The 12081-nt window shown below is 50.4% G+C and carries 11 protein-coding genes; 10 read left to right on the plus strand and 1 reads right to left on the minus strand.

The window, feature by feature from the left end; genetic code table 11:
• Positions 1 to 10 precede the first annotated feature (10 nt).
• Both gndA and msrB read left to right on the plus strand, forming a co-directional pair.
• The gene (gndA, locus tag EZV72_RS08350; RefSeq protein ID WP_137166815.1) at positions 11 to 1564 is read left to right on the plus strand and encodes an NADP-dependent phosphogluconate dehydrogenase; all 1554 of its coding nucleotides are present in this window, start codon (positions 11 to 13) and stop codon (positions 1562 to 1564) included.
• 25 nt (positions 1565 to 1589) lie between these two features.
• Positions 1590 to 1985 carry a peptide-methionine (R)-S-oxide reductase MsrB gene (msrB, locus tag EZV72_RS08355; protein ID WP_137166816.1) on the plus strand — a complete coding sequence of 132 codons (396 nt, stop codon included), beginning with the start codon at positions 1590 to 1592 and terminating at the stop codon, positions 1983 to 1985.
• A gap of 147 nt (positions 1986 to 2132) precedes the next feature.
• On the opposite strand, the gene EZV72_RS08360 is transcribed toward msrB, so the two are convergent.
• Entirely contained in the window at positions 2133 to 2972 is an 840-nt protein-coding gene (locus tag EZV72_RS08360; RefSeq protein ID WP_175405075.1) for a DUF2989 domain-containing protein, read from the minus strand.
• Between the two features lie 184 nt (positions 2973 to 3156).
• On the opposite strand from EZV72_RS08360, the gene EZV72_RS08365 reads away from it, so the two are divergent.
• The 8 genes from EZV72_RS08365 to EZV72_RS08400 all read left to right on the plus strand — a co-directional run bounded on the left by EZV72_RS08365 (position 3157) and on the right by EZV72_RS08400 (position 12079).
• A complete protein-coding gene (locus EZV72_RS08365; protein WP_137166818.1) occupies positions 3157 to 4605 on the plus strand; it encodes a glyceraldehyde-3-phosphate dehydrogenase in 1449 nt (482 codons plus the stop codon).
• A 113-nt stretch (positions 4606 to 4718) separates the two neighbouring features.
• Positions 4719 to 5309, plus strand: a complete 591-nt coding sequence (locus tag EZV72_RS08370) for a TlpA family protein disulfide reductase (RefSeq protein WP_137166819.1) — start codon at positions 4719 to 4721, stop codon at positions 5307 to 5309.
• A 157-nt stretch (positions 5310 to 5466) separates the two neighbouring features.
• On the plus strand, positions 5467 to 6594 hold the full coding sequence (locus tag EZV72_RS08375) for a M14 family metallopeptidase (protein WP_137166820.1): 1128 nt from the start codon (positions 5467 to 5469) through the stop codon (positions 6592 to 6594).
• Positions 6595 to 6647: 53 nt separating this feature from the next.
• The gene (locus tag EZV72_RS08380; protein WP_137166821.1) at positions 6648 to 8309 is read left to right on the plus strand and encodes an alanine/glycine:cation symporter family protein; all 1662 of its coding nucleotides are present in this window, start codon (positions 6648 to 6650) and stop codon (positions 8307 to 8309) included.
• Positions 8310 to 8433: 124 nt separating this feature from the next.
• Complete coding sequence (locus tag EZV72_RS08385; RefSeq protein WP_137166822.1) at positions 8434 to 8763, plus strand: zinc ribbon domain-containing protein; 330 nt, start codon at positions 8434 to 8436, stop codon at positions 8761 to 8763.
• Positions 8760 to 9053 carry a YeaC family protein gene (locus EZV72_RS08390; RefSeq protein WP_137166823.1) on the plus strand — a complete coding sequence of 98 codons (294 nt, stop codon included), beginning with the start codon at positions 8760 to 8762 and terminating at the stop codon, positions 9051 to 9053. The genes EZV72_RS08385 and EZV72_RS08390 overlap by 4 nt, the downstream gene beginning before the upstream one ends.
• Positions 9043 to 11877 carry a DUF349 domain-containing protein gene (locus tag EZV72_RS08395; protein WP_137166824.1) on the plus strand — a complete coding sequence of 945 codons (2835 nt, stop codon included), beginning with the start codon at positions 9043 to 9045 and terminating at the stop codon, positions 11875 to 11877. Before EZV72_RS08390 ends, EZV72_RS08395 begins: the two co-directional genes overlap by 11 nt.
• Positions 11861 to 12079: a hypothetical protein gene (locus tag EZV72_RS08400; RefSeq protein ID WP_137166825.1), complete on the plus strand. Its 219-nt coding sequence runs from the start codon at positions 11861 to 11863 to the stop codon at positions 12077 to 12079. The genes EZV72_RS08395 and EZV72_RS08400 overlap by 17 nt, the downstream gene beginning before the upstream one ends.
• The last annotated feature ends 2 nt before the right edge of the window (positions 12080 to 12081 follow it).

Raw genomic sequence — 12081 nt, forward strand, 5'->3', positions numbered from 1 at the left:
GGTGTAAACCATGCAAAAAGAAGATGGAAAGCAAGAACCCCAGAAGAATTGCGATATCGGCTTTATCGGTCTGGGTGTAATGGGAGCCAATCTGACTCTCAATTTGGCTGACAACGGCTACCGGGTAGCCTGTTTTGACCTTGACCAGTCTAAAGTTGACGCGATTCTGGCAAAAGAGGAAGCTGAACGGCCAGAAGGCTCAGGTCCTCGGGTTGAAGGCTGTAGTTCGTATACAGAGTTACTCAGCAAGCTCAAAGCCCCCCATCTTATTATTCTTTCTGTGCCTGCTGGCGAGCCGGTGGACCATGTATGTAACCATCTGATTGACGCCGGTGTGCGCGCAGATGATATTGTTATCGATACCGGTAACAGTTTGTGGACAGACTCGGTTAAACGCGAAGAGCAGTACAAAAGTAAATTTATCTTCTTTACCACTGCGGTATCCGGTGGCGAAGTCGGCGCCCGTTTCGGACCGTCTCTAATGCCTTCTGGCAACCCGTATGCCTGGACCCGCATAGAACCTGTGCTAAAAGCCATTTCTGCCAAGGTTGACCCACAAACCGGCAAGCCGATTGAGTCGCGTACCCCCGGCAAACCGGTTACCGAAGGTGAGCCGTGTGCCACCTATATCGGCACCATGGGCGCAGGCCACTATGTGAAAATGGTGCACAATGGCATTGAATACGCAGACATGCAGCTAATTTGTGAAGCGTACCAGATTATGCGTACGTCTTTTCATATGGCGCCGGCTGAGATTGCTGAAGTGTTCCGTCGCTGGAACGACGGTAAGCTGAACAGCTACCTGATGGAAATCAGTGCCGAGGTGCTTGAGCAACTCGACCCTGAAACCGGCGAGCCGCTGGTGGATGTCATTCTGGATCAGGCCGGACAAAAAGGCACCGGACTGTGGACTGCCGTAAGTGCTCTGCAGGTTGGCAGCCCGGCGCAGACGATTACCTCGGCGGTTTTTGCCCGTAGTATTTCGGGCCTGAAAAAAGAACGGGTAAAAGCCAGCAAGGTATTACAGGGGCCGCAAGCCGCAGTCTTGTCTGAGGAAGACAAAATGGCCGCGGTGAATAAACTGGAGCAGGCCCTGTACTGTTCTAAGATTTGTGCCTATGCACAAGGCTTCCAGTTGATGGCGACAGCCGCAAAAGAACACGACTGGGAACTGGATTTTGGTGAAATTGCAAAAATCTGGCGGGCCGGTTGTATCATTCGGGCGGTATTCCTGCAGTCTATTGCGCAGGCATACGAGAATGACGAGGACCTGGATAATCTGCTGCTGGATCCGTTCTTTGCCGATCAGATCACCGAGATGCAGGGAGACTGGCGTGAATCCATTGCCCAGGCGACACTGGCCGGAGTACCTTGCCCGGGTATGATGTCAGCACTGAGCTATTATGACTCTTACCGGTCTGCGGTACTACCGGCCAATTTGTTGCAAGGCCAGCGTGATTACTTTGGCGCGCACACTTATCAGCGTATTGATAAGCCGGCCAGCAAGAAATATCACCTTGACTGGAGCGATCCGGCGCGCCCGCAAATTAACATCAAAAAATAACCGTTTACAGCGGTAAGGAGCAGGTATGAGTGACAAGTACAAAAGCACATTGTCCCCGGAAGCGTACCGGGTTACCCGGGAAGCCGGTACCGAGCGACCTTTTACCGGGGCGTTGTTGAATGAAACCCGAAGTGGCGATTACGTCTGTAAATGCTGTGGTGCGCATCTGTTTGATGCCGCCACCAAGTTTGATGCAGGATGCGGCTGGCCATCATTTTTTGACCAGGCCAATGAGAAAAACGTTGGGTTTCGGGATGACACCAGTCTCGGTATGATTCGTACAGAAATTTTCTGTAAGCAGTGTCAGGCCCACCTCGGGCATGTGTTTCCTGATGGCCCGGCACCCACCGGCCAGCGTTACTGTGTTAATTCACTCTCAATGGATTTTACATCAGACAAAGGCGACAAAGTAGAAGGTTAGAATACGCAAGGGCCTTCACTTCTGGTTAAAAAACAAACGCTGCAAAAATAAAATAAGCGCCCGGATTACCCGCGGCGCTTTTTTTTTATTAATTGCAGACTTTTTTCATACTTTTTGATGAAAATAAGTTACATAATCAGACTATGGTCAGACCTCATCAAGCCGTAACTGACCGGCATCAAATTCCCCGTCACCCAGGGCGTCTATGACGGCATCGGCTTTATCTTCCAGTTTACCAGCGGCAATCGCATGACCCTTCGCCATGGCTTTATACTGGTTTATATTAATCTTACCATCGTAGTGATGGGCTACCAGCGCCCACAGGTAGGCCTGCCCGTATTGCTGTTCGTCTATGGCCAGTGTAGTCAGGGTAATAAACACTTCTTTATCAATGTCATCATCTGAGGAATAGAGCGACAAGGCTTTATATAAAGTCTCACGGGTTTGCTGTGTACTGTGCTTTGCTTGTATCGCAGCCAGCGCGATAAGCAGGGCAGGGTCATGATCCAGAGCACCAGCTTTGGCAAATGCCAAAAAGCGCTGTAATGCAGCGTCGTCGTTAAATCGTGACCAGTGGTAATAGCTCAGGTACGGGTCGTTGTCGTTGCGGGTCCGCCATTTAAGCTTTTTCAGCCGGTCCTGGGCTGTCAATACGCCCTGCATTCGTCCGGCCTCTTTTTCGCGGTGCTTGATATGCCGGATTTGCGCGGCTTTGACAATACAGGCCTGGTAGTGCTCCAGGAGCAGCAGGCGCTCATATTTCTGACGCCCGGTGGTGATGCCGTTCTGGTGTGTAAAACGGTGACGGATAAGGTCGGCTTTTTCAGCCCGGCACCAGGCATCCGGATTTAAATCAGAGCACATCGCCGGGTGTTCTTCACAGATACTGGCAATACTGGGCTTAAATAACTCCCCGCAGCCGCTTGTCCCTATCAGGGCGAGCAGGCCAAGTGCGATATGTCTAAATGTGGAAAATTTACAAAACATTGACAGCTTTTGGCCGTCAACGACTAACTTTCTGTAATTAATCGACAATTTGGTCATCCTTGTGGAACTGATTAAAATACTTTCGTCCATGACAGACAAGCTAACTCACTCATCTTAAGTGTACCCTACATAATATGTCAGTCAGGACGCTTTTCGTAAAATTTTAGTCGATGAAGGCAAAGGCATGAATCAACAGTTTGAACAGGAATTGCAAAACAGCTGGCAGGAGCGTCAGGAATACGCGGAAATGATGTTACCTCTGATCGGGCGACTGTATCGACAGTTCGCCGTAGAGATTTCCGTATATGGCCGTCCTTTACTGAATGCCAGTGCCATTGACGTGATCAAGGCGCATCGTAAAGTTCGCCTGCACGAAGGCATTAAGCTCCGCTTGCGTGAAAGCTGGCCGATTCTTGAAGCGCTGAGTAAATATCAGATGGCACCGGCCCAGATTGATATTGGTAAGCTGGCATTTGATTTTCATTATGGCTCTGCGGTCGACAAAACCGATCTGGATGCCTATCTCAGACAGCAGCTAGACGCTGTGATTGACCAGAAAGATGCGCAGCAGCCCCGGGATGTGGTGCTGTATGGTTTTGGCCGTATAGGCCGGCTGATGGCCCGTTTGCTGATTGAACGCCAGGGCATGAATAACAAGCTACGATTGCGCGCCATTGTGGTGCGTGGGGGGCGTGACGGCGATCTGGAGAAACGCGCCAGCCTGCTACGTCGTGACTCGGTGCACGGCCCGTTTAACGGCAGCATTACGGTGGACCACGAGCGTCAGGCGCTAAAAGCCAATGGGGCGTTTATTCAGGTGATTTATGCCAATAGTCCCGATGAGGTCGACTATACCCAGTATGGTATTAACGATGCGCTGGTGGTGGATAATACGGGTATCTGGCGTGACGAGGAAGGGCTGGGGCTGCATTTAAAAGCTAAAGGCACACAAAAGGTGATTCTGACCGCGCCGGGCAAAGGCAATATTAAAAATATTGTACATGGCGTGAACAGCGACCAGGTCACTGCGCAGGACACTATTTTGTCGGCAGCCAGCTGTACCACCAACGCCATTACGCCGGTGCTAAAAGCGCTGGACGAAGAGTATGGTATTACCAATGGGCATGTGGAAACTGTTCACTCATATACCAATGACCAGAACCTGATTGATAACTATCATAAAGGGGATCGTCGTGGCCGCAGTGCGCCGCTTAACATGGTGATTACCGAAACCGGCGCAGCCAAAGCGGTAGCCAAAGCCTACCCGAAACTGGGCGGTAAACTGACCGGTAATGCGATTCGGGTACCGACACCCAATGTGTCGCTGGCCATTTTAAACCTGAATCTTGAAAAGCCGGTGGACCGTTTACAGATGAACGAGTTTTTGCGTGATACGGCGCTGTTTTCTGATTTGCAGCATCAGATTGATTACACAGCCAGTAAAGAAATTGTGTCTACCGACCTGGTTGGCAGCCGTGCCGCCGCAGTGATTGACTCGCAGGCTACCATTGTTTCTGACAACCGCGCTACCTTATATGTCTGGTATGACAATGAGTTTGGCTATAGCTGTCAGGTCATGCGTGTGCTGCGTGACATGGCTGGTCTGGCCTTTCCCACATTACCAGCGCGCTAGGCAGTTAAGGGTAAATAACACAACAGCATTGTAGATTCAGTGCTGTTTTTTATGTACCTTTGAAAAAGCGCGAAACGGTTTTACGCGCACTGTGCTCAAGGGATGATAATAACATGCATACAAGAAAATCTCGGCCCTGGTACCGGCGTTCATTAGTGCGCTGGATTCGTGATATTACCGTCATCTGTCTGGTCATTTACGGCATCAGTCAGTGGCAAATGCGTGGCATGCTGTCGACCGACGGTGATGCTGCTCCCTCCATTACGCTGGTCAAAACCCTTAATGGCGAACCATACCGTATTTCCTCTCAGCCCGGTAAACGTACCCTGATTTACTTTTTTGCCCCCTGGTGTGAAGTGTGCCGGCTGAGCATGAAAAATGTAGATGTGGTGGATACCAAACGCTTTCAGGTATTCAGGATTGCCCTGGATTATGACAGTGTTGGTCAGGTTAATGAGTTTTTAAGCGACATTGGCGTGGATAAGCCGGTGTATCTGGGCAACGAGCAGCTTAAGTCAAATTATCAGGTGCAGGGCTACCCGTCTTATTATCTGCTGGATGAACAATTCAACATGATTGACCGGGCGCTGGGATATTCCTCATCGGCCGGACTGCGGGTACGTACCTGGCTGGCAACACCGGGACCGGATGTACCTGAGTCAAAAACATCTTCTGCTCAAATCGGCGAAGAACAAACAGAATAAACATCTTTTCGATGGTTTTTCAAACAATTGTCAGTCTTTGTTAACAATATCGCAGATGATTCATGCTTGTCAGTCCAGCAAGTTGGGTCAAGGCATGGTATTAAATAAACACAGTATGCTAAATTAGCCCGCAAACTCATACGAGGAAACGACAGTTATGCATATTTCCAGTCACTTTGACAGTGGGAACATCCGTGTTATCAACGCCGAAACCCCCGACAACATTGTCCTGGGTATCAATAAAGACAATGGTTCTGACTTTTATCAGTGGTTTCATTTTCGTCTGGCAACCGACCCGTTTGAATCACACAACATTACCATTACCGAGCTGGCTAAATCAGCTTACCCTGATGGCTGGCAGGACTACAATGTACTGGCATCGTATGACCGACAGGAATGGTTCCGGGTAGAGAGTCAATTTGACGGTGACAATCTGTCTTTTGAATTTACGCCAGAGCATCCGTCGGTCTATTTTGCTTACTTTATTCCTTACAGCTACGAACGTCATCTGGACCTGATTAGTGATGCGCAAATGTATCTGGATTGTCAGCACTACTTACTGGGCCAGACCCTGGATGGCCGGGACATGTCGATGCTGGTGGTGGGCGAACCTGCACCTGAAAAGAAAAAAATCTGGGTGACTGCACGCCAGCATCCGGGGGAAACCATGGCACAGTGGTGTGCAGAAGGCCTGTTGTATCGCCTGTTAGATGAAGATGACGGACTGGCCAGAAGCCTGCTTAATGATGCTGTATTTTATATCATTCCCAATATGAACCCCGACGGTGCCGCCCGTGGTCACTTACGTACCAACGCTGTAGGCACTAATCTGAACCGTGAATGGGCGCAGCCAACCGCTGAGAAAAGCCCTGAAGTGTTGTATGTACTTAACGCTATGGATGAGATTGGTGTGGATATGTATCTTGATCTGCATGGCGATGAAGCACTGCCATATAACTTTGTGGCAGGTAGCGAAGGGATTCCGGCTTATGACGAACGTCTTAAACATCTGGAAGAGACTTTCAAGCAGGCTCTGCTGACCGCTACACCCGAGTTTCAGGATGAATTCGGTTATCCAAAAGATAAGCCGGGTGAAGCCAACCTGACCGTGGCATCCAATGCCGTAGGCCAGCGATTTGAATGCCTGGCTTATACCTTTGAAATGCCGTTTAAAGATAATGCTGATTTACCAGACACAGCCTTTGGCTGGTCTGTCCCACGCTGCCGCCAGCTGGGTGAAGATCTGCTGGTCGCCATTCGCGCGGTTGCACCACAGTTAAGATAATAAGAAAACGCGCACAACAATAACAACACAACAAGTATTGAAGGGGTCCCGAATTGGAAGGGTTATATAATTTTCTGGTGTCATTGGATGGCATGCTTGGCAGTGCCGGATGGTTTCCGTTCGCACTGCTGGGTGTGGGTTTGTTTTTTACGATTTATCTGGGGTTTCCCCAGATTCGTTATTTCTCTCATGCCTGGAAAGTGGTCTTTGGTAAGTTTGACAAAGATGATGAGCCAGGCGATACCACCCACTTTCGCGCGTTGACCACAGCCCTGTCAGGCACTGTGGGAACGGGTAATATCAGTGGTGTGGCCTTTGCGTTGTATCTGGGTGGTCCGGCAGCACTGTTCTGGATGTGGGCCACTGCGTTTTTTGGTATGACAACCAAATTTGTAGAGGTGACGCTCTCACACAAATACCGGGTCCAGACCGAAGACGGGACAATGGCCGGTGGCCCTATGTATTATATGGACCGCCGCCTGAATATGAAGTGGCTGGCGGTGGCTTTTGCGGTGGCTACCGTTATCAGTTCTTTTGGTACCGGTAACCTGCCGCAAAGTAATGGTATTGCGCAAAGTATCGAAGCGACTTTTGGCTTTGAACCGGTTTATGTAGGTAGTGTACTGGGTATTTTCCTGGCCATGGTCATTCTGGGTGGTATTCAGCGAATTGCGGCGTTTACCGCGCGGATTGTGCCCATTATGGCAGCGGTGTACCTGATAGGTGCGCTGGCGGTTATCTTTGCCAATCTGGAGAACATCGGTCCGTCGTTTGCCTCCATTTTTTCTGATGCTTTCTCCGGCTCGGCCGCAGCGGGTGGCTTCTTGGGTGCCTCGCTGGCGTATGCGTTTAATAAAGGGGTTAACCGAGGTCTGTTTTCTAACGAAGCCGGCCAGGGTTCTGCGCCTATTGCTCACGCTGCTGCAAAAACCAAAGAGCCCGCTTCAGAAGGCATGGTGTCGCTGCTTGAACCGTTCATTGACACCATTTTGATTTGTACTGTGACCGGTCTGGTGATCTTATCTTCCGGTGTGTGGAAAGAAAAACACGAAAATCATTTCGACCGTTCAGATATGTATTTTGTGCAGGGCGAGTACGATGACAACAAACAGGAAGATATTAAGAAGCTGTATAATTATCTTAATGATATCGATGGTCATGTGATTGAACCGTTCAGCGGTACGATTAATGTGGTGAACGGTACGGCAACCACGGGTGGCTTTACCCTTATCAACGCCCGTTCAGTGGCCGAAGATGTGGTATATTCAATCAACGATGAAGACCCGTACACCGGTACCCTGAAAATTGAAAATGGTAAACCGCTTAAGCAAAACCTGGAAGTGCATGGTAAATCACTGGTACATTCTGCCGCCCTGACCACCATCGCCTTTACCCGTGGCTTTTTTGGGAACTGGGGCCAGTATATTGTTTCGGTGGGTCTGATGATGTTTGCTTTTTCCACCGCCATTGCGTGGTCTTATTATGGAGACCGCGCCATGACTTATCTGGCCGGGCCTCGCTCAGTGATGCCATATCGCGTATTATACGTGGCCGGTTTTGTGTGGGCATCGTTTTCAGACACCACTCTGGTGTGGGCATTGTCTGCTGTTGCCATTGTAATTATGACTCTGCCTAATCTGTTTGGTATATTAATGCTCAGTAAGGAAATGAAGCAGACGGTGAATAATTACTGGAGTAAATTTAACAGTAAATAAGTAGCCTGCTAAAATGCGTGTCTGCGTAAACAGGATGTGGGTTTACGCGGCACGCTTTTTTGTATGTGGTAGTAAAGTAAAATGCACCAGGTACATCTCTTTTTTAATTTTACGTGGAGACGTTATGGCGCTGATAGATTGCCCGTCTTGTAACAAAAAGATTTCAGATAAAACAACCAGCTGCCAGCATTGCGGCTTTGCGATGAGTGAAGCTTCATCAGAAGATGTGCTGCGTAAACAGCAGTTAAATAAGTTTAAAAAACGGCATAGTATTCAAAACCAGTCCATGCTGGCCATGCTGTTATTTGTAGCCGGTTTCGGTTTTATGTACTGGGGCGGTGCCGGTAAGGGTGATCTGCAATATAACCTGGCGATGTTGGCGACCCTGGTAGGTTTCATCTGGTACATCGTTAACCGGGTACGGTTACTGATCCTCAAACGGTTCTCATCATGAATATAGACGCCCTTCTTGACGCCATGACCCCTGAAGTCTACGAGCGGTTACGCCAGTCGGTAGAGACTGGTAAGTGGCTGGACGGGACACCACTGAGCCCGGAGCAACAGGAAAGCTGTATGCAGGCTGTATTGCTGTATCAGGCAAAGATCGAAAAATCGACAGAGCATATGACAGTGAATGCAAAAGGCGAAATCGTGCATAAAAGTAAGCGCGAATTTCAGCAGGCACTGAAAGAAAATTCACCGTACGAAGAAGAGATAGCGCGGTTTAAGCAGGATGATATTTAAACGTTTTTTTGCTCCATCACATACCAGCAAGGATCCGCAAACGCGGATCGCTGCTATTGCCAAATTGTCGGCTGACAAAGCGCAGGACAAAGCTGTACTGCATGAGCTGGCCTTTAATGACAGCAGCGCCGAGGTGACTCTGGCAGCGCTGCAAAAACTCAATTCTTTTGCGCTGTGGCAAAAAGCGGCGCAAACCAGCGGACATGAAAAAGTTCGTCGCAATGCCTCACGGCAAATTGAACAGGCGGTACTTAATCCCGAGGATAAACGTTTGTCAGTGCGCGAAAGACAGGATTACCTGAGCGAGTCGGCCAACACGGAGCTGGTTAGAGCAGCGCTGATGCAGCCGGATGTGAATCTGGATACGCTGTTAACCGTGACGCTGCTGGATAAACTGAACCGTGAAGAGTTTATGCTGGAGTTTTATGCCCGTATTGCCAGTCAGGAAGTGCGTCAGCAACTGATTGACCGTGAGCAAAGTCCGGCCTTGCTGGATAAGCTGCGTAAACGCGAAAGCGATGACACCCTCGTGGGGCGTATTGACGATAAAGTGCAGGCGCTGGCCGATGCCGCTACCCGTCCGGCGGCAGTGAGTAAAGCCCTGACTCTGGTACTGGCAAAAATTAAAGCGTTGCTGGATAAAGCCGATTATGCCGATGTAAATCAGCGCTTTAGCGCCCTGCAGCAGGATTATCAAGAACTTGAGCCGGATTTTGTCTGGCTGGAAGACGAGGCAGTCGAGCAGGCCAGACAAAAGTACGCTACGTTAACCGGTCAGGTGGAGCGACATCTGGCCCGGTTAAAGCCTCAGTGGGAAGCCCGACAGCGTGAACAACAGGTCAGCCAGACCCGCCGTGAAGCGAACGTGGCGCAACAGATTGCCCAGAAAACGGTCAGTGCACTGTATGCCCATGATCTGGTCCAGGTGAACGCTGATCAACTGGCACAGGCAAATAAAACCCTTGAGGATTTTGATGAAGCCATTACTGAACTTAAGAAGCTGACGGCATCTGATCTGACGGATATTCCTCGTGAAGTGAGTGCCTCACAAAAGGCACTGGCCGGATTACAGGAAAAGATTGCCGGCTTTTCAGCCCAGCAGCAGCTCATTATTTCACTAAAGGCGCTGGTTGAAGAAGCAGAGCAAAGTGGACAAAGCGAAGAGGGGGCTGATGTCGCCGGATTAACCGCGCAGTATAAGGCCATCGAAGACAAGCTGTTTGTTATGCCACAGGCGCTCAAAGCACGCTGGCAGGAATTTCTTACACAAGCCCGTCAGGCTCGTCAGAGTAAAGTTAGCGCGGATGATAAAGCCCTTAAAGACTGCCGACGTCAAATCAATATTATTGAGAATATGATCAGTCAGGGCAAATTTCGTGGTGCTATGTCGCGTTTTTCTCAGTTGCAAAATACCTATGCGTCGCTGGATGACAGCCAGCAGCGCCAGGTAAAACGTAAATTTGACAACACATTGCATACCATTGAACGGCTGGAAGGCTGGCAAAGCTACCTGGCTGCGCCGCGCAAACCTGAATTGCTGGAACAGGCCAGAACACTGGCCCAGACAGCACCGGATAATATTAGTCAGCGGGCTGATAGTATTAAGGATTTGCGTCAGCAGTGGCAAACGCTGACGGCACCGTCAGACGACAGCGCCATGAACCAGGCCTTTGATGAGGCGCTGGAAGCTGCGTTCGCGCCGTGCCGGGCATTTTATGCCCAGCAGGAACAGCGCCGGGAGCAAACCCGTCAGTTACGTATGTCGCTGATTGAGCAGGCGGCCGGACTTGAGCTTAGCGATAGTCCGGACGTACTGGTACGCAAGGTGGAAGCGCTGAAAAATCAGTGGCGCGATGCCGGTAATCTGGAAAAAAGCGAATACGAGTCGCTTAAAACCCAGTGGGAAGCGGCGCTGGTGCCAGCCAGAGAGGTAATCAGTGACTGGCAGCAGCAAAACCGTGAGCAAAAACAGGCTCTGGTGGAGCAGGCTCAGGCGCTGGCCGACAGCGATGACAAGCAAGGCGCCTCATCTCAGGCTCAGGCTTTACAGCAACAATGGAAAGCTATCGGACACGCTGGCCGCCGGCACGAAAGCAAACTGTGGCAGGCGTTCAGAGCGGCCAACGATCAGTTGTTTGATGCCTTAAAGGCAAACCGGGAAACACAGCTGAATGAGCAGTCGGCACTGGCCGATGAAGTTATCAGCCAGATTAACACTGTCAGACAGACACTCAACACGGCTGATACCCAACAGATCGCGGTGGCGCTGGAGTCGGTGCATCAGCAATTCGGCCAGCTGAACGGGCAGGCCGGGGCGAAAGCCAGGCGGCATCTGCAGCAGCTTGAAAGCGACATCGCCCGGCTGCATTCCCGACAGCGTCAGGCCCAGCAACAGGACGCTTACCATGCTCTGTTGATGGCGCTGACCCAATGGACCGACCCACAAAGCAGTGCGCAGGCGCAGATTGATAGTGCGGTGTGGGCAAAGCTCAAGCGGCAGCATCAAAATGGCTTTAAAGCAACAGCCAGTGCAGAGCGCGACCGCCAGTGGTATACCACCAAGCTGGAGTTACTGGCTGATTTGCCAACGCCTTCAGACTGGCAGTCTCAGCGTCAGGATATTCAACTGGCTATGATGATGGCGCGGCTAGAGTCGGGTGAGCAGGACAGTCTGGATGATGTCGTAGCGGCCTGGTTGTCAGCGGGTCCGCTGACGGCAGAAGAACAGGAGCTGTTGCAACGCTTTACAGCGGTAATTAATCACTTATTTCCGCGCTTAGATGACAATGCCAGCGAGGAAGCCGAACATGAAAGTGCATATTGAGTATGTATTTGAAACAGAGCAGATTGCTTATCGTTTTTTAAATACAGCCGCGTATTTTGATGCCGAGGCGCTGGTGGTTAAGCTGGGTAGAAATGATCATCATGTCAAAGTGACATACCAGTACGCCGATGGTGATTTTGACCATACGGCGTCTGATCTGGACGACCTGGCCAGAGAGTTAGGCGGCGAGGAAGCCGCCTGAGT

It is taken from the genome of Salinimonas lutimaris (assembly GCF_005222225.1).
In the GTDB taxonomy this organism is placed as follows: Bacteria; Pseudomonadota; Gammaproteobacteria; order Enterobacterales; family Alteromonadaceae; genus Alteromonas; species Alteromonas lutimaris.